Source organism: Devosia pacifica (genome assembly GCF_014652635.1).
GTDB lineage: Bacteria > Pseudomonadota > Alphaproteobacteria > Rhizobiales > Devosiaceae > Devosia > Devosia pacifica.
The window spans coordinates 411,156-432,048 of record NZ_BMZE01000002.1 but is presented as its reverse complement, the minus strand read 5'-3'; the positions used below and the strand labels follow the sequence as shown (position 1 = coordinate 432,048).

Genomic DNA, 20,893 nt, shown 5'->3' with positions numbered 1-20,893 from the left:
TATGCTTGATACGCCGACCCGCACCGATGATTACGAAGTCGTTCGTCAGGCCATCCGCTACCTGAGCGAGACCGGACCTGACGAGCTCGATCTCGATGGCTTCTCGCGAGCGCTTGGCATGTCGCCGCGCGCCATGACCGATCTGTTTCGACGCTGGTGTGGCCTGTCGCCGAAATCCTTCGCTCAAGCCGTGGCGCTTGACCATGCCAAGTCCCTCTTGGCCGACCGCCAGAGCGTTCTCGACACGACATACGAGGTGGGGTTGTCGTCACCGTCGCGTTTGCATGATCTGTTCGTGACCTATGAGGCGATGCCCCCGGGTGCATTCCGCAATCGTGGGGCTGGTCTCGAAATGATCTGGGGTACGGCGCCCTGCCCGTTCGGCACAGCGGTGGTCACCGCCACCAGCTATGGCATTTCCGGCCTCGGCTTCGCCGACGGCGATACGACTATCGACCAGGCGTTTTCCGATCTGGCGCAGCGTTGGCCGAATGCACGCTTCACCCGCAACGACGAGCAAATCGCCCTGCACGTGTCACAGATTTTCGAGCCCGAGCGCTGGGCGGCGGACCGCCCGGTGCGCGTGGTGCTGATCGGTACGGATTTCGAGGTGAAGGTCTGGGAGACGCTGCTGAAGATTCCACTGGGCAAGGCCACGACGTATGGCGATGTGGCGAAGCAGATCGGCAAGCCAAGCGCCTCGAGGGCGGTCGGGGCAGCCGTCGGGCGCAACCCCATCTCATTCGTCGTGCCATGCCACCGCGTGGTTGGCGGCAGCGGCGCGCTGACCGGATACCATTGGGGTGTGCCGCGCAAGCGCGCCATACTGGGATGGGAAGCCGGCATTATCTCAGCCGCCCACCCGGGCTAAGGATTCACGTGAAACGCTGATGGTGCCTGTCAAGCACTGATTCGCAATGTTCCACGTGAATCACCGCAGATCAGGACGCGATGCGTTCTTCCGTGCTGCCATCCAAACCGATTGTGTAGATGATCGGCTCGCCTGTCGCGATCTCACGCTTGACGATCGCATCGTCTGACAAGCCTTCGATCTCTTTCACCATCGCCCGTAGCGAATTGCCGTGCGCGGCAACAAGAACAGTCTTGCCGGCTTTCACCAACGGCAGGATCTCGGCCTCGTAATAGGGCAGCGTGCGCGCGCCCGTATCCTTGAGGCTTTCGCCGCCCGGCGGTGGTACGTCGTACGAGCGGCGCCAGATATGCACCTGTTCGTCGCCCCAGCGCTCGCGGGCGTCATCCTTGTTGAGACCAGCCAGATCGCCATAGTCCCGCTCATTGAGGGCGGTATTTCGAACGATGGTGAGATTATCGATGCCCATCTCCTCGAGCATCAGATCCAGCGTGTGCTGGGCGCGCTTCAGGGCCGAGGTGAAGTAAGCGTCGGGCACAATATTGCGGCCCTTGAGAAGCTGGCCGGCCTTACGGGCCTCGTCCTTGCCAAGATCCGTCAGATCCGGATTACGCCAGCCGGTAAACAGGTTCTTGAGGTTCCATTCGCTCTGGCCGTGACGCACCAGGATCAGGGTACCGCTCATTTCGTTCTCCATGTCTTGCCGCCCGATGGGGCGAAGAAATCGTTCGATGCTCAAAGCCCCAGCACATCCGCCATGGAATAGAGGCCATTGTCCTTGCCGGCAGCCCATAACGCGGCCTTGACGGCCCCGTTGGCGAAGATGCCGCGGTCTTCTGCTCGATGCGTGAGTTCGATCCGCTCGTGCGGCCCGGCGAGAATGACGCTGTGCTCGCCGACCACAGTGCCGCCGCGCAACGTCGCAAAGCCGATGCTTCCTGCCTCGCGCGGGCCGACATGTCCATCGCGCACACGCACCGAACGTTCTTCGAGGTCGACGTCGCGTCCCGCGGCGGCAGCTTTCCCGAGCAAGAGCGCTGTGCCCGACGGCGCGTCGACCTTGCGCGAATGGTGCATCTCGAGCACCTCGATATCATAGTCTTCGAGAGCAGCCGCAGCCTGCCTGACGAGAGCGGCAAGCATATTGACGCCCAGCGAGAAATTCCCTGATTTGACAATGCGCGCACCTGCTTCCGCCGCTGCGGCGATTTCCGCATCATCGTCGATGGAGCAGCCGGTGGTGCCGATGACGTGCACCAGTTTCCTGCCTGACGTAAGCTTGGAAAGCATGACGCTTGCGCCGGGAGTCGTGAAGTCTATGACCGCATCAGCTTCGGCCAATGCTTTTTCGGCGTCGCTGGTGATGCTGATGCCGCAGGCTGGCAGCCCGGCGAGGGTTCCGGCATCTTGACCGATTGCTTCGGAGCCATCCCGATCGAGCGCGGCATGCAGAACCGTATCGGGATGCTCCGTGATCGCTCGAATATTCGCTGCACCCATGCGTCCGGCTGCACCCGCCACGACCACTTTCAACTGGCTCATCGGTCTCTCCTGTTGCCCGTGGTCATAGCAGCGCAAAAAGCAGCCGCCAACACGGCGCGGCGCGGTCTTGATCTTATCGCCCAAAGATCGACATTCTGTTGGGATCGATCACGAATACTGGAACCGCACCACATTGGCCACATTGAGCCAGACTTCGCTCGACAACCGAAAGGACCATCATGACCATCACCAATGCGCTCGCCGGACTGGCCGTGGAGAACATTACGGTCGCCATGGCATTCTACGAGCGCTTGTTCGGACGTCAGCCCGATGCCCGTCCGATGTCGGAGGTGGCCGAGTGGAAGTTTTCGACCGGCGGCTGGGTACAGGTGTTTACGGACGCAGACCGTGCCGGCTCATCGCTGGTGACCCTGATCGTCTCGGACATCAACGAGCTTGTTGATGATCTCGCCGGCAAGGACATCAAGCCGGTGGCCAAGCGCAGTGGCGATTTCGCCAAGACAGCGATCTATCGTGATCCGGACGGGAACCAGCTGGTCTTTTCGCAAACGCTGCGCAACACTTACTGATCTCACGCCAGGCGAACGCCGCCAGCCATGTCCGCGAGGATCGAGCGTGCAGCAGCATGCGGGTCTTCCGCCTTGATGATGGGACGCGCTACGACAAGATGACTGGCGCCGGCGCTGACCGCTGCGCTTGGCGTGACGACCCGCTTTTGATCCCCCGCATCCGATCCGGCCGGCCGGATACCAGGGGTGACGACGAACATCTCCTGACCAACAATCTCGCGCACCATCTCGGCTTCCCGAGCTGAAGCAACGATGCCGCCGATCCCGGCATCGCGTGCCTGGCCGGCACGCTGCGCCACGAGACCAGCGGCGTCCCGCGCATAGCCGGCATCGGCAAGATCACCGTCATCCGTCGAGGTGAGGACTGTCACACCGAGGACAGAGAGCGCTGAGCCTGCAGCCCCGCGCCGCGCCGCGGCCATGGTCTTCGGGTAGGCATGCACGGTCAGCATCGCGGCGCCGGTCTCGGCGATGGCGGCGACACCCTTTTCAACGGTATTGTCGATGTCGAGCAGCTTGAGATCGAAAAAGACCTTCTTGCCCGCAGCGATCAAGGCTTTGCCGAGAGCCAGCCCGTCACCACCATAAAAGAGCTGGTAGCCGATCTTATAGTGATCGACCCCCTCTCCAAGACGCTCCACAATCGCTTCCGCCTCTCGACGCGTGTCGAGATCAAGCCCGACAATCAGGGTTCCGGCCATTGTTGCGTCTCCTTGCAGCAGTCATTGCGCGTGATGTCTCACACGCTGTCGGGCGGCGCAAGCAAGGGGCGTCGACAACAGCGGCGAACAGCACTACTGAGACGCGATGATTCTCGATATGACGCCATAATACCCATGCAAGCTCAGGCACTCTCCGTCACCGTTGCATGGCTTCGATTGGAACGCGCCCATGCTGAATATGCCCGCGTTCTGCGCCGTGACCACAACGTCTCCCCGCTACAGATCGCAATTCTCGCAATACTCACCGAGCGCCCCTCGCTGCCATTGGCGGCATTGCGCAAGGCGCTGGTGATGCACCCGGCAACGCTCGGCCAGGCCGTTGATGATCTGCGCCGCAAAAAGCTCTGCATCGTGCGCACCGATCCGCAGGATCGGCGGGCAAGGGTTGTGTCGATGACGGATGCTGGCAGGGAGTTGCTGGACAAGGCGCCACTGGCCGGCCCGGCGCGCTTGCGCGAAGCGCAGTTGCCGGCTGCTCGGCTCGAAGGTCTCAACGCCGCACTAGGCGATGCCCTTGATGTGTTCGGGCTGGCGGCGTGGGTCCCGAAACCTGGGGATGGCCGCTGACCTATCGTGCAGGCTCAAGCGAGGCCGTGGGTTCGTTCAGTGATCGACCAGCCGCGAACGACTCGAAACTCTGCCAATCGCTGAGAAGAGTGTCGAGCGCATGATCGAACGCGAAGGCGTTTCCGCCGCGCGGATGCCCGAGAACCGCCTGGTCCTCCTGGCGCGATAGAACGCGCCGCGCCACATGGCACTTGAGGAGCGTGCCGACGCCGCCATGCCCGCAGAATATTGCGGTCTGGTTTTCCAAAAGATCGGCGACAGCCGCCCGGACGACAGCAACGATACGGGCCTGAGCATCAACCGCTCGCTCCCAGCCTTCAACGCTCTCTGTGGGATTGGCAAAGAAGCGATCGGCCGTCGCCTCGAACAAGACGGGCGGCAAAAACCCGGTGCTGGTGCGGTCGTTTTCGCCGAAGGCATGGTCGGCGATAATTGGCGCGCCCAGGGCCTCCGAGACGATCTCTGCGAGATCGAGCGCCTTGCGCTCACTGCTGGAAAATATAACCGGGTTGGGGACGTCGATCAGCCGCGCGGCGAGATGGGCAGCGCGCTGGCGTCCTGTTTCCGACAAAGGCCACAGCGTCACCGGCATGTCCGGATCGATCACCACCTCTGGATGCGTGAGATAGATCGCGCGGCCTGTCATCAACACCTATCCTCGACTGAATTGAGTCATTTCCACCACGATCTGCTCGATCTTGCGCTGTATCGCAGGTTCGCTAGGCACGCCGCTTACATCAAATGCAGCACTCGCGGGTCCCACACCCAACAGGGTGGGCACAACAAGAGTTCCCAGCTTCGTAAGCGAATCCCTCAGGTGACCCAAGGCCATTATGGCGCCATACTTGCCAGTGCTGACCCCGCCTATTCCGAAAACCGCATGCCGAAAAGGACTTGGCTTTTGCCGGCTCAGCCAGGTGATCGTGTTGACCAGCACCGGCGACATGCTGCCGTTATATTCCGGTGTTGTGATGAAGACGATGTCATGGCTTCGCAGTTGCTCGGCAAGGGCACCGGCGTTGCGCGGTGTGCTTTCGGCCTCATCGTCGGGATGAAACAGCGGCAGGTCATAGTCGGCGAGGCTGATGGCGTTGACCGCAACGCCCGCCTGTTCAAGCTGCGCGCCGACATGGTCCTGAAGGATGCAGTTATAGGAGCCTTTCCGAAGCGAGCCGGACAGGGTCAGGGCGGTCTTTTTGGTCAAGGGCGTGCCTTTTTCTGCTGCGGGAACGGACGCCGGTCGCGGCGCCCGTTCGGGAAATCAAGCGCAGTCAGGCGTCGAACATGCGCTTGAGCTTGTCGAAGAAACCGTCCGAATGCGGATTGGTGTCCTCGGTCGTGCTACGCTCAAATTCCTCGAGCAGTTCACGCTGGCGCTTGTTGAGGTTCTGCGGTGTCTCGATATCGAGCTGCACGTAAAGATCGCCCATATCACGCGACCGAAGCACCGGCATGCCCTTGCCCTTGAGCCGCACGCGTTGACCCGGCTGGGTGCCGGCCGCGACCTTCACCTTGGCTCGAGATCCCTCAAGCGTCGGCACCTCGAATTCGCCGCCGAGCGCTGCCGTGGTCATCGCGATTGGCACTCTGGCGTAAAGATCGGCGCCGTCTCGCTGGAACAGATCGTGCGGCTTGATCGAGATGAAGATGTAAAGATCACCGGGCGGTCCGCCGCGAACACCGGCCTCGCCTTCATTGGCAAGACGGATGCGGGTGCCGTCTTCGATCCCCTTCGGAATGTCGACAGAAAGCTTGCGGCTCTGTTGGCGCCGTCCCTGACCGCCACAATCGGTACAGGGCTCGTCCATCATCTCGCCGCGGCCCTGACAGACCGGACATGTCCGTTCGATGGTGAAGAACCCCTGGGCCGCCCGCACCTTGCCGTGGCCATTACACTGGCGGCAGGTATGCGTGCCGGTACCGGGTTTCGCGCCGGTGCCATCGCATGTGTCGCAGCCGACAAGCGTCGGGACATCGATCTCGACGGTCTGGCCGGAAAAGCTCTCTTCGAGCGTAATCTCGAGATTGTAGCGCAGGTCCGATCCACGCAAGCGCGAGCTCGACTGGCGTCCACGTCCGCCGCCACCCATGAAGTCGCCGAAAATGTCCTCGAAGATATCTGACATCGACGACGAGAATTCCGGCCCGAACCCGCCTGGACCGGCGCGGCCACCACCGCCGCCATTTTCAAAGGCTGCGTGCCCGAACCGGTCATAGGCCGCGCGCTTTTGCGGGTCCTTGAGCGTATCGTAAGCTTCGCTGACTTCCTTGAACCGTGTTTCCGCCTCGGAATCCCCGGGGTTGCGATCCGGGTGGTATTTCATTGCGAGTTTACGATAGGCGCTCTTGAGGGCGGCAGCATCCGTACCCTTCTCGCAGCCGAGTACCTCGTAATAATCTCGTTTCGCCAAGAAGTCGTTCTCCTTGTGATACAACCGGGGCGGCCCGACCCACCATGCAAAAGTCGAAGCGCGCCGTCTGGCGCGCCTGTGTCTGTCGCCTAGATGGCAACGACCACCTGAGACTGCAAGGGGTGGGTGCGCAGAGCGGCACCCGTCGGTGCGCTGCTCTTAGCAACCGCTCACCGGCGTTTCAAGGGAGAGGCAGGCTTCAGGCCTTGAGGGGCAGGCTCTGACGCCTCTCGCGGAACGACCGGTTTAGGCGACTTGTCGCCTGAGCCTGTGCGAACATTGCCTTGTTGACGACAGCCGCAAGTGCGAAGAATCCATGCGAGACGCCGTCATAGATGCTCGTCTCGATCGAGGCACCGGAGCGCGCAATGGCGGCAGCCAGCGCCTTGCCTTCCCCGAGAAGCGGATCAATCTCGGCGAGGAGCAGTGTCGTCTCGGGCAGAGTCTTGTAATCCTTGCGCCCGACAAGGTTTATCCGCGGATCTTCGCTATCTTTGACGTCCTGCAGAAGCTGCCGTAGGGCCCAGCGCACCGTGGCGGTACCGAGCGGGCGGGCTTCGCGCCAGGATCCTGTTGGCGCATCCGGCTCGTGCACGGCCTGTGCAACAGGCGACACCATCATCAAGTGCTTCGGCGACACACCGGTCGCTTTGGCACCATCGAGCGCAACGTTGAGGGCGAGGTTCGCGCCGCTTCCTTCCCCGGCGAGGGCAACAAGATGCTTATCGCCACCAAGCGGCGCTGCCGCATGCATCAGCCATTTCCAGACGGCCAGCGCATCTTCGTGCGCTGCCGGAAATGGATGCTCCGGCGCCTGGCGATAGCCAGGGGCGACAACGATTGCTCCGCAGCGCTGGGCGAGCATGCGTGGCACTGTCTCGGAGGGCGTCGCATCGCTCGAAACGAACAGCCCGTCATGAAGCCAGACAATGATCGGCAATGGACCGGAAGCCGTGTTGTTCGGCCGGACGAACAACGCCCGCAGGTCGCCGCCCGCGCCTGGAACGCTGATCCGCTCACAGCTGACGGTATCGCGCGAGGGGCGCGCAGTGCTGCGCTCCAGTATCCGCCCCATCGCCGCTTCAAGATCGGGCTGCCGTCGTGCCAGCCGGGGCGACGTCAGTTCCAAGGGGACGGAACGCATCCGCGCATGTGTTTCAAGGACGAATCGCATGTCCGCATCGAGCTTCGCCATCGGGCTGTCGAGCGCAGGCGCTGGCGCCGCCAGCCGGGAGGCTGCTGGAAGCAACGGGACATGGTGATTCATAACAAGGCTCTCTTGAACAATTGCCAAGCCGGCAACCTGACCAAGCAACACGGTCGAACGTGGACGAGAATGCGGCCCAATTCGGGTTATTGCTGCTCGCCGATCGGGCGGTGCGCACAAAAAAGCCCGGGGCCGAAGCCCCGGGCGGATTCACGTGAAACCGTGGCCGGAATTAACCGGACTTACGCTCGTCGTCCTTGACTTCCTCGAACTCGGCATCGACCACATCGTCGTCACCGTCGCTGTCGGATCCTTCGGCCTTGGCCTCGGCTTCTTCCTGGCTGGCCTTGTACATGGCCTCACCAAGCTTCATTGAGGCTTCTGCAAGCGCGTTGGTCTTTTCCTTGATGACTTCGCCATCGTCGCCTTCAAGAGCGGTCTTGAGTTCGGCAATGGCGCCCTCGATCGTCGCCTTGTCCTCAGCCGCAAGCTTGTCACCGTGCTCGGACATGCTCTTTTCGGTCGAGTGCAGCAGGCTTTCCGCCTGATTGCGGGCTTCGACAGTCTCGCGACGCTTCTTGTCAACCTCGGCGTTCGACTCGGCTTCCTTGACCATGCGCTCGATATCGTCGTCAGACAGACCACCCGAGGCCTGGATGCGGATCTGCTGCTCCTTGCCGGTGCCCTTGTCCTTGGCCGAAACGTTCACGATGCCGTTGGCGTCGATGTCGAACGTCACTTCGATCTGCGGCACGCCGCGCGGTGCGGGCGGAATGCCTGCAAGGTCGAAATTGCCGAGCAGCTTATTGTCCGCTGCCATTTCGCGCTCACCCTGGAAGACCCGTATGGTCACCGCAGACTGATTATCCTCAGCCGTGGAGAACGTCTGACCCTTCTTCGTCGGGATCGTGGTGTTGCGGTCGATCAGGCGGGTGAACACGCCACCTAGGGTTTCGATGCCGAGCGAGAGCGGGGTCACATCGAGCAGCAGCACGTCCTTGACGTCGCCCTGCAGCACCCCACCCTGAATCGCAGCACCCATGGCCACGACCTCATCCGGGTTCACGCCCTTGTGCGGCTCCTTGCCGAACAGGTTCTTCACCGCTTCCTGGACCTTCGGCATGCGGGTCATACCGCCGACCAGCACGACTTCGTCAATCTGGCTCGCGGCAATACCGGCATCCTTCATCGCCTTCTTGCAAGGCTCGATGGTGCGCTGGATCAGGTCTTCGACGAGGCTTTCAAGCTTCGAACGGCTGAGCTTCAATGCAAGGTGCTTCGGACCCGAAGAGTCTGCGGTGATGAACGGCAGGTTGACTTCCGTCTGGGTTGCCGAGCTCAGCTCGATCTTCGCCTTTTCCGCAGCTTCCTTGAGGCGCTGCAGGGCCAGCTTGTCCTTGCGCAGGTCGATGCCCTGCTCCTTCTTGAACTCGTCGGCGAGATAATCGACGAGACGCATGTCGAAGTCTTCACCGCCAAGGAAGGTGTCGCCATTGGTCGACTTCACCTCGAACACGCCATCGCCGATCTCGAGGATAGAGACGTCGAAGGTACCACCGCCCAAGTCGTAAACGGCGATCGTGCCGCCTTCCTTCTTGTCGAGGCCATAGGCGAGCGCGGCAGCAGTCGGCTCGTTGATGATGCGCAGCACTTCAAGTCCGGCAATCTTGCCGGCATCCTTGGTGGCCTGACGCTGGGAGTCGTTGAAGTAAGCCGGAACGGTGATGACCGCCTGCTCGACCTTTTCGCCAAGATAGCTCTCGGCGGTTTCCTTCATCTTCTGAAGGACCATCGCAGAGATCTGGCTGGGCGAATACTTCTCGCCATCGGCCTCGACCCATGCATCGCCATTATCGCCGGCGACGATCTTGAAGGGTACGAGGCCCTTGTCCTTCTCGACTGTCGGGTCGGAGTAGCGGCGACCGATAAGGCGCTTGACCGCAAACAGCGTGCCTTCCGGATTGGTCACTGCCTGGCGCTTCGCCGGCTGGCCGACGAGGCGCTCGCCGTCCTGCGAGAAAGCCACCATGGACGGGGTGGTGCGCGCACCCTCGGCGTTTTCGATGACCCGGGCGGTCTGCCCGTCCATCACCGAAATACAGCTATTGGTGGTGCCAAGATCGATACCGATTACTTTAGCCATTCATCTACCTCTTGTTTCAGCAAGCCCTCTGTGGAACCCCTGCAAGCAGGCGATTTCCTGGCCCTACGGCCGGGCTCCCGGGGGATTTGAATCTGGCCCGTCAGGGCCTTGCCGGCTATATAGGAGGGGGTCCGGACCCCTGCAAGCGCGTGTGACGCACAAAATGCAGCCGAAACCGCTCGACACAGGGCGATTTCCCGCCATGGGGCCAGAGATTCCGGCGGCTTCGGGCTTATGATGCCTGTTCATTTGTGAACAGCCCTCGACCTCTTGGGCGGCATGCGCATACTGGCCGGCGAGAGACAGACTTGGCTGAAAGGATGCCTGATGCCGGATAGCCCGGACCTGCCTGAGAGCCCGTTTCGGTGCAATCTCGATGAACAGCAACAATATGAGCTGTTGGATGCGATTGCCGAGAATCTCGTCGTAGCACCGCTTTATCTGCCGCGCATGCCGCGTACCGGCAAGCCGTTCTCGGTGCGCATGAGCAATTGTGGGCCTCTTGGCTGGGTATCGGACCAGCAAGGCGGCTATCGCTACCAGCCGACGCACCCGGAAACTGGTGAACCCTGGCCACCAATGCCGAAAATACTGCACGACCTCTGGGTGGAATTGAGTGGCTATCCGGAGCCACCGCAGGCCTGCCTTATCAACTACTATTCCGAAGGCACAAAGATGGGCCTGCACCAGGACAAGGACGAAGCGGATTTCAGCGCGCCGGTACTGTCGGTCTCGCTGGGCGATACGGCACGTTTTCGTATCGGCGGGCAAAGCCGCAAGGATCGTACGACGAGCTTTCCCCTACGCTCTGGCGACGTGATGATGCTGGCGGGTGATCAGCGCCTCGCCTATCACGGCATCGACCGTGTTCTTGCAGGCTCGTCGCGCCTTCTTGTCGAGCGCCACCCCGAATTGTTTCCCGAGGGCGGACGCATCAACCTGACCCTGCGCCGCGTTGACCCGCCGTCAAACCAGCCATCACCATGAGGCCGCAATGACCATTGCCCTATCTGCGAGCGACGTACTCGTCGTTGTCGACATGCAGTATGATTTCTTACCCGGTGGCGCCCTTGGCGTAGACGGCGGCGACGAAATCGTCCCTCTGATCAACCGCCTCGCCGCGCAGTTCTCCAATGTCGTCCTGACCCAGGACTGGCACCCGGCAGACCATGTCTCGTTCGCGAGTCAACATTCCGGCAAGGCAGCCTTCGACACCATCGACCTGGAGTATGGCACGCAGGTGCTGTGGCCCGATCACTGCGTATGGGGCACTAGAGGTGCCGAACTTTGCCAGGACCTCGATATCCCGCACGCGCAGACCATCGTCCGAAAAGGCTATAATCGGCGCGTCGACAGCTATTCAGGGTTTCAGGAAGCAGACCGCCGGACCCGCACCGGTCTTGCCGGATATCTGCGCGAGCGCGGCCTCGAAAGTGTCTATGTCGTCGGCTTGGCCACGGATTTCTGCGTCGGCTGGACCGCCCGCGATGCTCGTGCCGAAGGGTTCAATACCATTCATATCGAGGATGCCAGTCGCGGCATCAACACCAACGGATCGCTGGCCCAGGCAATCGCCGACATGGATGCGGCCGGCGTAACGCGGATCGGTTCAAGCCAGATCCTCGGCTAAAGAAAAGCCCGGCTTTGGCCGGGCTTTTTGTCATCAGGCTTCCTTGTCGATGCCGCCTTCGGGCGCACTTGCATCAGGGGAGCCGGCTTCGCCGCCGCCCTTGGCGACGCCCACCATGGCTGGTCGAAGGACCCGGTCACCGATGACGTAGCCCGTCTGCATCACCTGCACGACCGTGCCGTCCGGCTTGCCGCTGCCTGGCACTTCAAACATAGCCTGATGCTTGTGCGGGTCGAACTTCTGGCCCTCGGCCTCGATCGCAGTAATCCCGTGCTTTGCAAGCAGGCGCTGCATTTCGCGCTCGGTCATCTCGATGCCGTCGATCAGCGACCGGGTATTGCCATCCGCAGTCTCGCGCGCCTCGGCGGAAACCACCATCAGCGCACGATTGAGCGAATCGGTCGCGCTCAGCATGTCGCGGGCAAATCCGGAGATCGCATAGCTGCGGGTGTCCGCAATTTCGCGTTCCGTGCGCTTGCGCAGATTTTCCATTTCAGCCGCGATACGCAACGCACGATCACGCAGTTCGGCATTTTCTGCCTGAAGCTGCTCGATGATCTCGGCGTCGCTCGGGCCGGTCTCGGCTCCCGTCTCCACGGTCTCGTTGATTTCGGGCTCTTGTTCGGGCGTCGGTTTTTCGTCGCTCATGCTCTCGTCCGAAGGATGTCTTGATTGGCCCCGCATATCGTCCAACCCTGCGGACAATTCAAGCCTTGCGCGCCATCATCGCCGAGATCACGTGCGCAGTGTAGTCGACAACAGGCACGATCCGGGCATAGTTAATGCGCGTCGGGCCGATAACGCCGAGCACCCCAACCACCTTCTCGTTGGAATCTTTATAGGGCGACAGGATCACCGAGGACCCCGACAGCGAGAACAGCTTGTTCTCCGAGCCGATGAAAATGCGCACGCCCTGTGCGGCATCAGCGTCGCCCAGCAGATCCAGCAGCCCATCCTTGCTCTCGAGCTCATCGAACAACTGGCGGACGCGCGTGAGATCGTCCGACGCCATTGCCTCGTTCAGCAGGTTCGCGCGGCCCCGTACGATGACCGTCGGCGCGCCGCTGGCGGAGGGCTCGGACAGAGTGGCAATTCCGGCATCTACCAGCTTCTGCGCCAGCTCATCGAGTTCGGCGCGCTGCTCGGCGCGGCGGTCTGCCAGAGCCCTGCGCGCTTCCGCAAGCGTACGGCCGACGACGTAATGGCTTAGATAATTGCTGGCCTGCTGCAATGCGCTGGCCGTGAGGCCTGGCGGCAGGTTGAGCAGCCGGTTTTCGACCTGCCCGTCCTGGCCGACGAGAATGGCCATAGCCTGCGTGTTGTCGAGGCGCACAAACTCGAGATGGCGCAACACCATGTCGGCCTTGGCGGCGATAACGACGCCCGCGCCCTGGCTGAGGCCACTGAGCAACTGGCTCGCCTCCGCCAGCACCCCTTCGACCTGCCCGTTCGTCGCGTGTTCGTTGATATGGCGCGAGATCTGGCTTTGCTCGCGCTCGTCGACCGGCCCGAGCTCGAGCATTGCATCGACAAAGAACCGCAGGCCCTGTTGAGTCGGCGCCCGCCCGGCCGAAGTGTGGGGGGCAGCGATCAGGCCGAGATCTTCGAGATCCGACATCACGTTGCGCACGGATGCGGGTGAAAGCCCCATTTCCAGCATCTTCGAGACATCGCGCGATCCCACCGGCATACCGGTATCGAGATAGCGCTCGACGATCTTCTTGAAGATGTCCTGGCTGCGGCTGTTGAGGATCGACAGGAAGTCCTCGTGCATGCGTTCCATCAGCTAATCGCGTGAATCAATAAAAATGTCGACTTTAACCCTCTTGTCTCATTTAGGGGCAAACCGGGGGCGCGCCAAGTCACCGGTGCTTGTGAGCCGGGCCAGTCAGGGTTAAGACCCGGTAAACGTGATAGCCGAATTTGGATTCGGCCGCCCGACTTCAGTTTCAAGAGGTATTCATGCGCCCTTCCGGTCGCCAGCCAGACGAAATGCGCAGCGTCACAATCGAACGCAATGTTTCTATGAAGGCCGAAGGCTCGTGCATGGTCTCGTTCGGTAACACGCGCGTTCTTGTGACGGCCAGTGTCGAAACCAGCCTGCCGCCCTGGCGCCGCGGCCAGGGGCTCGGTTGGGTGACGGCGGAATACGGCATGCTGCCGCGCGCCACCGGCACAAGGACCAGACGCGAAGCAACGTCCGGCAAGCAGTCTGGGCGCACACAGGAAATACAGCGCCTTATCGGACGTTCGCTGCGCGCGGTCGTCGACATGGGCGCACTTGGGGAAAACCAGATCACTGTCGATTGCGACGTGCTCGAGGCAGATGGCGGCACCCGTACCGCCTCGATCACCGGTGCGTATGTGGCACTCGCCGATGCGGTGGCGTGGATGAACGAGCGCAAGCTGACCAAGGGCCAGGTGCTGCGCGATTCCGTCGCCGCTGTTTCGTGCGGCATTTATCGCGGCACGCCAGTGCTCGATCTCGACTATCTCGAAGACGTCGAGGCCCACACCGACGCCAATTTCGTCATGACCGGCGATGGAAGGTTCGTTGAGATTCAGGGCACCGCCGAACAGAACCCGTTCAGCCGCAAGGAACTCGAGACCCTCATGCAGCTCGCAGAAAAGGGCATCGCCGAACTGACCGAAAAGCAGAAAGCCGTGGTGTCGTCGTGAGCGAGCAAGTGACAGGCTCTGGCCCCCCGCCAAGGCTGGGTGAAGGCGACCGGCTTGTGCTGGCGTCGCACAACAAGGGCAAGCTCGCCGAGTTCGCCGAGCTCTTCTACCCATTCGGGCTCGAGCTGGTTTCGGCCGGTGAACTGGAGCTCGAAGAGCCGGAGGAAACCGGCACCACCTTCGTCGAGAATGCGCGGATCAAGGCGCATGCCGCGGCCAGTGAAAGTGGCATGCTGGCGCTAAGCGATGATTCGGGGCTGTGCGTGGAAGCGCTCGGCGGCAAGCCTGGCGTTTACACTGCAAACTGGGCCGGGCCAGCGCGCGACTTCACCATGGCAATGCGCCGTGTCGAGGATGCTTTGCAAGCTGCAGACGCCACCTCCCCGTCTCAGCGGCGCGGCTATTTTGTGGCAACCCTGTGCCTTGCGCATCCGGATGGCCGCGATTGGCTATTCGAGGGTCGCGTCGATGGATTCCTCGTCTGGCCGCCACGCGGCGATGTCGGCTTCGGCTTCGACCCCGTGTTCATGCCCGATGGCTACGACATCACGTTTGGTCAGATGCCGTCCGAGATGAAGCATTCATGGCGGCCCGGCGAGACCGGCCTCAGCCACCGTGCCCGTGCCTTCTCCAATTTTGTCACCACCGTATTCGGGGGGCGGGCTTGAGCGACAACGCGCTCTTCGGCGTCTACGTCCATTGGCCGTTCTGTGCGGCCAAATGCCCGTATTGCGACTTCAATTCGCACGTCCATCGCGGCGCGTTCGATGAAGCTGGTTTCGTCGAAAGCTACAGGCGTGAGATCGCGGCGACGGCGGCGCGTGTCCCGGGTCGGATCGTGCAGTCGATCTTTTTTGGCGGCGGCACGCCCTCGCTGATGGATCCGCGCTCAGTGGCAGCGATTATCGATTGTATCGCCGAGCACTGGACCATCGCTGATTCGGCCGAGATTACCCTCGAAGCCAACCCGACCAGTGTCGAGACCAACCGCTTCAAGGGCTATCGCAGCGCTGGTATCAACCGCGTCTCGCTGGGCGTTCAATCTCTACGTCCTGAACCGCTTGCCGCCCTTGGCCGACGCCACACCGTTGAGGAAGCCGTGACCGCGGTGCGCATTGCGCAATCGATCTTTTCCCGCTCGAGCTTCGATCTCATCTACGCGCGCCCGCACCAGACGCTCGAAGACTGGGAGGACGAGCTCAAGGAGGGGCTGTGGATGGCCGAGGGGCACATCTCGCTCTACCAGCTCACCATTGAGGCCGGTACGCGCTATTACGACCTTTTCCACGCCGGCAAGCTGAAGATGCCCGACGAGGATCTCGGCGCCGACTTTTATGAACTGACCCAGGACCTCACCGCGGAGGCAGGATTGCCCGCGTACGAGATTTCCAACCACGCGCGTCCCGGCCAGGAAAGCCGGCACAACATGCTGTATTGGCGCTACGGCGAATATGCGGGCATTGGTCCCGGCGCCCATGGCCGCCTGGTGATCAACAACCAGCGCCACGCCACGGCGGCCGAGCGCATGCCGTTCGATTGGCAAACCAGGGTGAACGCCGCTGGCCACGGCCTGGTAACCGATGATGTCCTGACGTGGGAAGAGCAGGGTGACGAGTTTCTGGTCATGGGCCTGAGGCTCAAGGAAGGCATTTCCCCTGCCCGCTTCGCCTCGATCGCTGGCCGGCGGATCGAACAGAGACAGATCGAGGCCCTCAAAGGTTACGGCTTCGTCGAAACCCTGGGCAACGGCAATATCCGGGTGACTGAAAAGGGCTGGCCGGTGCTCGACGCGGTGGTCGCAGACCTGGCGGCTTAGTTGCCGTTCTTCCTTTTTCGGTAGATGGCATGGCAACGTGTTCGAGATCGGTTAAGCTCGTCTCGGGCTGGTGACCAAAATTACCCCCGATAGGACAGCGTGACACAACAGACCTCGGCAAGCGATCTGCGATACTTTATTTCGGGCACCGGCTTTGAGGCACCGCCTCTGGCGCCTGGGCTTTATGTCGTGGCAACGCCCATCGGCAATCTCAGGGACATCACCATCAGGGCGCTGGAAACGCTGGCGGCCGCCGATCTGATCTTGTGCGAGGATACGCGCACCTCCGCAAAGCTCTTCGATCATTTCGGTATCAAGGGACCGCGCCAGGCCCTGCACGAGCATAATGAGCGCCAGCGCTCCGAAGAAATCGTGCGGCGAATTGCCGACGGGGCGGCCATCGCCCTGATTTCCGATGCCGGCACGCCTTTGCTCTCCGATCCGGGCTTTCCTCTGGTGCGGGCGCTGGCGGAAGCCGAGCTACCGGTCTTAGCAATCCCCGGGCCGTCAGCGCTGCTGTCCGCCCTTGCGGTTGCCGGGCTGCCGACGGACAGTTTCAGCTTTCACGGCTTTCCACCATCGAAGGCAGGCGCGCGCGCCAATGCCCTTGCCGCATTCAGAGATTCACGTGAAACTCTTGTATTTTACGAAAGCCCCCGTCGGCTGCCGGCCACGCTCGCAACAATGGCCGAAACGTTCGGCGAGACCCGGCAGGCAGCGGTGGCGCTCGAACTGACCAAGCGCTTTGAGCGGGTCGCGCGGGGAACGCTTGTCGATCTGGTGGAAAAGTTCGCGGAGGGGCCGGTAAAGGGCGAAGCGGTGATTCTCGTTGCGGGCGCCGACGCCCCTGCCCTTCCGGATGAAGCGGATTGGCAGGCCGATCTTGAAGACGCGCTCGCGGACCAGCCACTGCGCTCAGCGGTCGATGAAATTACGGCACGCTACGGGCTCAAGCGCAAGGAGGTCTACAATGCGGCCCTCCTTCTCAAACAAAAAGCCTGACGCCGAACTCGCCAAGCGGCGGCGGGCCTTTCGGGCCGGTCATCGCGGCGAATTCTGGGCCGCGCTGTTTCTGCAGCTAAAGCTTTACCGGGTTCTCGCTCGACGGGTAAAAACACCGGTCGGCGAAATCGATATTGTCGCGCGTCGCTTCGGGGTGACCGTGTTCGTCGAAGTAAAGACAAGGGCTCGTTCACAGAGCCTTGCCGAGGCGTGGGACGCGGTCAACACCCGCCGGATCTGCGCCGCTGCGCAGCATTATCTTGCGCGCCACCCAACGCTCTACGCCGGCGATCAAAGGTTCGACGTGATTTTTGTTGCGCCATTCGCTATCCCGCGCCATGTCGTCAACGCATTCGATGCCGACTGACCTGAAACAGAGGAGTGATGATGAGCCTCAAAGTCGCCGTACAGATGGACCCTATCGAAGCGATCGAGCCGAAAGGGGATTCCACCTTCGCGATGATGCTCGAAGCGCAGGCGCGTGGCCATCAGCTGACCTATTACGTTCCTGGCTCGCTCGCGCTTCGTGGCGACACCGTCACCGCCAATATCGCGCCGGTGGAGGTGTTCGACGAGCCCAAGGGCAGTCACTTCAAACTGGGCAGCTTCGAGCGGTCTGATCTGTCGCAGCAGGACGTGGTGCTGATGCGCCAGGACCCGCCCTTCGACATGAACTACATCACACTGACCCATATCCTCGAGCGGCTGCATCCGAAGACGCTCGTCGTCAATGCGCCGGGTGCGGTGCGCAATTCGCCCGAGAAGATCCTCGTCACCGATTATCCCGAGCTGATGCCCCCGACGCTCGTGACGCGCGACCGAGAGGCTATCCGCGCCTTCCGCAAGGAGCACGGCAACATCATCGTCAAGCCGCTTTACGGCAATGGCGGCGCGGGCGTCTTTTTCCTGCAGGAGGGCGATCACAACCTCGCCTCGCTGATCGAGTTGTTCGAGCTGAGCTTTCGCGAGCCGTTCATGGTGCAGAAATATCTGCCGGACGTGAGAAAGGGCGACAAGCGCATCATCCTCGTCGATGGCGAGCCCGTGGCCGCGCTCAATCGTATTCCTGCCGAGGGCGAGGCGCGCTCCAACATGCATGTCGGGGGGCGCCCTGAACTGAGCGAGCTGACCGAGCGCGAGCGCGAGATCTGCCGGATAATCGGCCCGGCTCTCAAGCAGCGGGATCTGATCTTTGTCGGCATCGACGTCATCGGCGACTACCTCACCGAGATCAACGTCACCTCACCGACGGGGATTCGCGAGATCAAGCGCTTTGGTGGTCCCGATATCGCCGTGGCCATCTGGGATGCGATCGAAAAGCGACGCCGCTAAGTCATTCAAGGCGCAGTCTATCAATTGACGGCGCCGCCCAACTGAACGGAAGCGATGCCGATGCCGACCGAAACCTATCTCGTGGCCTTCGCGACGTTCTTTGCAACAATCGGCGTCGCGGATATCGCCTTTATCTTTGCGGCTTTGACCCGCAACAATACACCGGGCGAGCGCCGGGTCTTCGCGACGCGCGGCGTCATCATCGCTGCCATCATCCTGCTGTTCTTCGCGTTTCTCGGGAATGCCATTCTCGAGGTGTTCGGCATCACAATACCGGCTCTGCGCACGGCCGGTGGCGTGCTGCTGCTGCTAATCGCCATCGATATGGTCTTTGCCAGGCATTCCGGCGGCACCGGCACGACCAGCGAGGAAGAGATCGAATCGCGTCAGCGCGATGATATCTCTGTCTTCCCGCTGGCAATGCCGTTGCTGGCGGGCCCCGGCGCCATCAGCGCCGTCATACTGCTGACCACCGGAGCCGATAACGACCTCGCATTCTGGGCGGTCATTGCGGCGATCGTTTCTGTCCTCACGCTGAGCTGGATCGCCTTGCTGCTGGCAATCCCGATTCAGCGAATGCTGGGCCTTACCGGGTTGTCGGTGGTGTCGCGCGTGGTCGGCATTCTGCTCTCGGCACTTGCCGTGCAGTTCGTCTTCGACGGCGTCAAGGCAAGTGGCCTTCTCGGCTAGATAAGTTTAATTAAATCCGAGGGTTAAGCATTTCTTTACGATGTCGTTGCGGCAGCGCGGCGATGCGCTAGAACCGCACCCATCCACTAAGTGGGAGTTCGTGAAATGCGTATAGCAACAGCCATCGTCCTGCTGATCTTTGCCCTTATGGCCATCTCTGCACCGAACAGCGTCGCCCACTCCGAGTTCATGCCACACGCCGTAATGGCCGCAGAATAGCGCGGAACAGCCCTGCCCTACTTTTCGATCCGGCAGCGTCCGGTCGGGCCGAGAACATGGACCATGCGCGGGTCACACCCGGTCAGCAGGAAGTTCACCCAGGCGTTCTGATCGCCATAGAAAACGTTGCGGTCGACCTCACCACGGATACCGTCGACGACGCCCGTCTGCGTGAACTGCCAGAAGGTCCAGTCATGGCCGCCGTGATAGCGTTCATGCGGCTCGGCTGCGGTCGAGCGCAACCAAAGGGCGTGCGGAAACCGCTGATCTGCCAGAATGTCGTTATAGAAATTCATGTCGGTATAGATGATCGGCATCTTGCCGGTATGGGCTTCCATCGCCGCCAGCATCACCTGGATCTTTTCGATCACGTCCGCTTTGTCGTGCTTGTTGACGCAGCTTGAGTGGTTGTTCCACTCGAGGTCCAGCACCGGCGGCAAGGTATCGCGATCGGCCGGCACCATCCGCGTGAACCAAGCCGCCTGCTCCGAGGCGAGCGAGCACCAGGTCATGAAGTGATAGGCACCGCGCGCGATCCCGGCTGCGCGTGCCTTTTGCCAGTTGGTGTAGAACGCCGGGTCGATATAATCTTTGCCTTCGGTAGCCTTCATGAAAACGAAGTGCTTGCCGCTGGCCCGGACTCGATTGAAGTCAATATTTCCCTGATAGCGCGCCACATCGATCCCCTGGATCGGCATGGTACGGGCACGGTCAACCCCGGAATGCGGGCGCGTGTCGCCCGCAATCGGGCTGTAAAGCCCGCCACTCGTGGCACAAGCGGCCAGCCACGCGGTCATCAGCAGGAGCCAGAGCCCCTGCAACAGTCGTTTGAGGCCGGGCGAAGTGAAGCCGAAGGACATGAACTGACTCGAATATTACGCATGATACTGGTCAGTTCGATTCAACATGTCGCGGTTAAGGAAAGCTTTGGTTGAGGAGTTGGGTGCCGCCCCTCTTCATCGCGATGGTTAAGCAAAGGTGTAGCGCTACTGACGTGCACCTTGCTGCCCGGCGAGCGATGCCTTGATATCGGCGATGAACCGGTTTTTGAGCGCGTTGTATTCGGCCCGCCCGTGCGGAGCTGAACGGGCCGCCGTCCGCTTTGCGGAAAGATAGCGCGTCCTTAGGTCTGCATCACGTCGCAATGCGTCTCGAAATGCCAGATTGCTGACCCAGGAGTCCCCGAGATACGCGACGATATGAACCAAATGCGTGCGCTGGGTCTTGTCGTGTCCCCTGCCGAAGATGAAATGGCCTGGCACCCCGGCGGTCTCGGCATAGTCATAGCCAAGCGTTTCGAGCGGACGACGGCAAACCTGCCATGCGCCTAACGGTTCGACGCCGATGAGAATGTCGATAATAGGCTTCGCGGGCATGTCAGGTACGGAGGTTGAGCCGTAATGCTCAATTCCACGGGCGAGCTCACCGAGAGCCTTGTGGAGTCGAGCTCGCTCCGCGTCGAACTCGGCTGGCCACGAGGAGTCGTAATCCACAATGAGATTTTCCCCATGCGCCAGACCAAGCATCGGCCC

24 protein-coding genes are annotated in these 20,893 nt (G+C 61.5%); 12 read left to right on the top strand and 12 right to left on the bottom strand.

Going from position 1 to position 20,893, the window contains the following annotated elements:
* The first annotated feature begins 1 nt into the window (after position 1).
* Positions 2-871, top strand: a complete 870-nt coding sequence (locus IE127_RS09205) for a methylated-DNA--[protein]-cysteine S-methyltransferase (protein WP_189425385.1) — start codon at positions 2-4, stop codon at positions 869-871.
* Positions 872-941: 70 nt separating this feature from the next.
* On the opposite strand, the gene IE127_RS09200 is transcribed toward IE127_RS09205, so the two are convergent.
* Positions 942-1,556, bottom strand: a complete 615-nt coding sequence (locus IE127_RS09200; RefSeq protein WP_189425384.1) for a 2,3-bisphosphoglycerate-dependent phosphoglycerate mutase — start codon at positions 1,554-1,556, stop codon at positions 942-944.
* A 50-nt stretch (positions 1,557-1,606) separates the two neighbouring features.
* Complete coding sequence (gene dapB, locus IE127_RS09195) at positions 1,607-2,413, bottom strand: 4-hydroxy-tetrahydrodipicolinate reductase (RefSeq protein WP_189425383.1); 807 nt, start codon at positions 2,411-2,413, stop codon at positions 1,607-1,609.
* Between the two features lie 179 nt (positions 2,414-2,592).
* Here dapB and IE127_RS09190 point away from each other — a divergent pair, with 179 nt between their 5' ends.
* Complete coding sequence (locus IE127_RS09190) at positions 2,593-2,943, top strand: VOC family protein (RefSeq protein WP_189425382.1); 351 nt, start codon at positions 2,593-2,595, stop codon at positions 2,941-2,943.
* 2 nt (positions 2,944-2,945) lie between these two features.
* Here the strand turns inward: IE127_RS09190 and pyrF are convergent, their stop codons facing one another.
* Positions 2,946-3,644: an orotidine-5'-phosphate decarboxylase gene (gene pyrF, locus IE127_RS09185; RefSeq protein ID WP_189425381.1), complete on the bottom strand. Its 699-nt coding sequence runs from the start codon at positions 3,642-3,644 to the stop codon at positions 2,946-2,948.
* A 135-nt stretch (positions 3,645-3,779) separates the two neighbouring features.
* Between pyrF and IE127_RS09180 the strand changes: the two genes are divergently transcribed.
* Positions 3,780-4,232 carry a MarR family winged helix-turn-helix transcriptional regulator gene (locus tag IE127_RS09180; protein WP_189425380.1) on the top strand — a complete coding sequence of 151 codons (453 nt, stop codon included), beginning with the start codon at positions 3,780-3,782 and terminating at the stop codon, positions 4,230-4,232.
* A gap of 1 nt (position 4,233) precedes the next feature.
* On the opposite strand, the gene IE127_RS09175 is transcribed toward IE127_RS09180, so the two are convergent.
* From IE127_RS09175 to dnaK, 5 genes are all read right to left on the bottom strand, one after another.
* Positions 4,234-4,878 carry a histidine phosphatase family protein gene (locus IE127_RS09175; RefSeq protein WP_189425379.1) on the bottom strand — a complete coding sequence of 215 codons (645 nt, stop codon included), beginning with the start codon at positions 4,876-4,878 and terminating at the stop codon, positions 4,234-4,236.
* Positions 4,879-4,884: 6 nt separating this feature from the next.
* Positions 4,885-5,436 carry an NADPH-dependent FMN reductase gene (locus tag IE127_RS09170; protein WP_189425378.1) on the bottom strand — a complete coding sequence of 184 codons (552 nt, stop codon included), beginning with the start codon at positions 5,434-5,436 and terminating at the stop codon, positions 4,885-4,887.
* A gap of 67 nt (positions 5,437-5,503) precedes the next feature.
* A complete protein-coding gene (gene dnaJ, locus IE127_RS09165; RefSeq protein ID WP_189425377.1) occupies positions 5,504-6,643 on the bottom strand; it encodes a molecular chaperone DnaJ in 1,140 nt (379 codons plus the stop codon).
* 199 nt (positions 6,644-6,842) lie between these two features.
* Positions 6,843-7,910 carry an alpha/beta hydrolase gene (locus IE127_RS09160; protein WP_189425376.1) on the bottom strand — a complete coding sequence of 356 codons (1,068 nt, stop codon included), beginning with the start codon at positions 7,908-7,910 and terminating at the stop codon, positions 6,843-6,845.
* Positions 7,911-8,082: 172 nt separating this feature from the next.
* Positions 8,083-9,993 carry a molecular chaperone DnaK gene (dnaK, locus tag IE127_RS09155; protein ID WP_189425375.1) on the bottom strand — a complete coding sequence of 637 codons (1,911 nt, stop codon included), beginning with the start codon at positions 9,991-9,993 and terminating at the stop codon, positions 8,083-8,085.
* Between the two features lie 327 nt (positions 9,994-10,320).
* Here dnaK and IE127_RS09150 point away from each other — a divergent pair, with 327 nt between their 5' ends.
* On the top strand, positions 10,321-10,980 hold the full coding sequence (locus tag IE127_RS09150) for an alpha-ketoglutarate-dependent dioxygenase AlkB family protein (protein WP_189425374.1): 660 nt from the start codon (positions 10,321-10,323) through the stop codon (positions 10,978-10,980).
* A gap of 7 nt (positions 10,981-10,987) precedes the next feature.
* The gene (gene pncA, locus IE127_RS09145; RefSeq protein WP_189425373.1) at positions 10,988-11,623 is read left to right on the top strand and encodes a bifunctional nicotinamidase/pyrazinamidase; all 636 of its coding nucleotides are present in this window, start codon (positions 10,988-10,990) and stop codon (positions 11,621-11,623) included.
* Positions 11,624-11,656: 33 nt separating this feature from the next.
* Here pncA and grpE read toward each other — a convergent pair whose 3' ends face one another.
* Complete coding sequence (gene grpE / locus IE127_RS09140; protein ID WP_373297306.1) at positions 11,657-12,307, bottom strand: nucleotide exchange factor GrpE; 651 nt, start codon at positions 12,305-12,307, stop codon at positions 11,657-11,659.
* A 22-nt stretch (positions 12,308-12,329) separates the two neighbouring features.
* Positions 12,330-13,406 carry a heat-inducible transcriptional repressor HrcA gene (gene hrcA / locus IE127_RS09135; RefSeq protein WP_189425371.1) on the bottom strand — a complete coding sequence of 359 codons (1,077 nt, stop codon included), beginning with the start codon at positions 13,404-13,406 and terminating at the stop codon, positions 12,330-12,332.
* Between the two features lie 179 nt (positions 13,407-13,585).
* Here hrcA and rph point away from each other — a divergent pair, with 179 nt between their 5' ends.
* The 7 genes from rph to IE127_RS09100 all read left to right on the top strand — a co-directional run bounded on the left by rph (position 13,586) and on the right by IE127_RS09100 (position 19,142).
* Positions 13,586-14,302 carry a ribonuclease PH gene (gene rph / locus IE127_RS09130; RefSeq protein ID WP_189425370.1) on the top strand — a complete coding sequence of 239 codons (717 nt, stop codon included), beginning with the start codon at positions 13,586-13,588 and terminating at the stop codon, positions 14,300-14,302.
* Positions 14,299-14,970, top strand: coding sequence for a non-canonical purine NTP pyrophosphatase (locus IE127_RS09125; protein WP_244640076.1), 672 nt, complete (start codon positions 14,299-14,301; stop codon positions 14,968-14,970). Before rph ends, IE127_RS09125 begins: the two co-directional genes overlap by 4 nt.
* Positions 14,967-16,118 (top strand): radical SAM family heme chaperone HemW, encoded by a 1,152-nt coding sequence (hemW, locus tag IE127_RS09120; protein WP_244640073.1) that lies wholly within the window; start codon positions 14,967-14,969, stop codon positions 16,116-16,118. Before IE127_RS09125 ends, hemW begins: the two co-directional genes overlap by 4 nt.
* Before the next feature lie 99 nt (positions 16,119-16,217).
* On the top strand, positions 16,218-17,120 hold the full coding sequence (gene rsmI / locus IE127_RS09115; protein ID WP_244640071.1) for a 16S rRNA (cytidine(1402)-2'-O)-methyltransferase: 903 nt from the start codon (positions 16,218-16,220) through the stop codon (positions 17,118-17,120).
* Positions 17,089-17,487: a YraN family protein gene (locus IE127_RS09110; RefSeq protein WP_189425368.1), complete on the top strand. Its 399-nt coding sequence runs from the start codon at positions 17,089-17,091 to the stop codon at positions 17,485-17,487. The genes rsmI and IE127_RS09110 overlap by 32 nt, the downstream gene beginning before the upstream one ends.
* A gap of 20 nt (positions 17,488-17,507) precedes the next feature.
* A complete protein-coding gene (gene gshB / locus IE127_RS09105) occupies positions 17,508-18,452 on the top strand; it encodes a glutathione synthase (protein WP_189425367.1) in 945 nt (314 codons plus the stop codon).
* Between the two features lie 60 nt (positions 18,453-18,512).
* A complete protein-coding gene (locus IE127_RS09100) occupies positions 18,513-19,142 on the top strand; it encodes a MarC family protein (protein ID WP_189425366.1) in 630 nt (209 codons plus the stop codon).
* A 236-nt stretch (positions 19,143-19,378) separates the two neighbouring features.
* On the opposite strand, the gene IE127_RS09095 is transcribed toward IE127_RS09100, so the two are convergent.
* Both IE127_RS09095 and IE127_RS09090 read right to left on the bottom strand, forming a co-directional pair.
* A complete protein-coding gene (locus IE127_RS09095) occupies positions 19,379-20,221 on the bottom strand; it encodes a GH25 family lysozyme (RefSeq protein ID WP_189425365.1) in 843 nt (280 codons plus the stop codon).
* Positions 20,222-20,347: 126 nt separating this feature from the next.
* The gene (locus IE127_RS09090; RefSeq protein ID WP_189425364.1) at positions 20,348-20,887 is read right to left on the bottom strand and encodes a GrpB family protein; all 540 of its coding nucleotides are present in this window, start codon (positions 20,885-20,887) and stop codon (positions 20,348-20,350) included.
* Positions 20,888-20,893: the final 6 nt, after the last annotated feature.

Bases quoted from the DNA above. Each gene is read 5' to 3' on its own strand.
- IE127_RS09205 (WP_189425385.1), top strand. From the start codon at position 2: ATGCTTGATACGCCGACCCGCACCGATGATTACGAAGTCGTTCGTCAG.
- IE127_RS09200 (WP_189425384.1), bottom strand. From the start codon at position 1,556: ATGAGCGGTACCCTGATCCTGGTGCGTCACGGCCAGAGCGAATGGAAC.
- dapB (WP_189425383.1), bottom strand. From the start codon at position 2,413: ATGAGCCAGTTGAAAGTGGTCGTGGCGGGTGCAGCCGGACGCATGGGT.
- IE127_RS09190 (WP_189425382.1), top strand. From the start codon at position 2,593: ATGACCATCACCAATGCGCTCGCCGGACTGGCCGTGGAGAACATTACG.
- pyrF (WP_189425381.1), bottom strand. From the start codon at position 3,644: ATGGCCGGAACCCTGATTGTCGGGCTTGATCTCGACACGCGTCGAGAG.
- IE127_RS09180 (WP_189425380.1), top strand. From the start codon at position 3,780: ATGCAAGCTCAGGCACTCTCCGTCACCGTTGCATGGCTTCGATTGGAA.
- IE127_RS09175 (WP_189425379.1), bottom strand. From the start codon at position 4,878: ATGACAGGCCGCGCGATCTATCTCACGCATCCAGAGGTGGTGATCGAT.
- IE127_RS09160 (WP_189425376.1), bottom strand. From the start codon at position 7,910: ATGAATCACCATGTCCCGTTGCTTCCAGCAGCCTCCCGGCTGGCGGCG.
- dnaK (WP_189425375.1), bottom strand. From the start codon at position 9,993: ATGGCTAAAGTAATCGGTATCGATCTTGGCACCACCAATAGCTGTATT.
- IE127_RS09150 (WP_189425374.1), top strand. From the start codon at position 10,321: ATGCCGGATAGCCCGGACCTGCCTGAGAGCCCGTTTCGGTGCAATCTC.
- pncA (WP_189425373.1), top strand. From the start codon at position 10,988: ATGACCATTGCCCTATCTGCGAGCGACGTACTCGTCGTTGTCGACATG.
- grpE (WP_373297306.1), bottom strand. From the start codon at position 12,307: ATGCGGGGCCAATCAAGACATCCTTCGGACGAGAGCATGAGCGACGAA.
- hrcA (WP_189425371.1), bottom strand. From the start codon at position 13,406: ATGGAACGCATGCACGAGGACTTCCTGTCGATCCTCAACAGCCGCAGC.
- rph (WP_189425370.1), top strand. From the start codon at position 13,586: ATGCGCCCTTCCGGTCGCCAGCCAGACGAAATGCGCAGCGTCACAATC.
- IE127_RS09110 (WP_189425368.1), top strand. From the start codon at position 17,089: ATGCGGCCCTCCTTCTCAAACAAAAAGCCTGACGCCGAACTCGCCAAG.
- gshB (WP_189425367.1), top strand. From the start codon at position 17,508: ATGAGCCTCAAAGTCGCCGTACAGATGGACCCTATCGAAGCGATCGAG.
- IE127_RS09100 (WP_189425366.1), top strand. From the start codon at position 18,513: ATGCCGACCGAAACCTATCTCGTGGCCTTCGCGACGTTCTTTGCAACA.
- IE127_RS09095 (WP_189425365.1), bottom strand. From the start codon at position 20,221: ATGTCCTTCGGCTTCACTTCGCCCGGCCTCAAACGACTGTTGCAGGGG.
- IE127_RS09090 (WP_189425364.1), bottom strand. From the start codon at position 20,887: ATGCTTGGTCTGGCGCATGGGGAAAATCTCATTGTGGATTACGACTCC.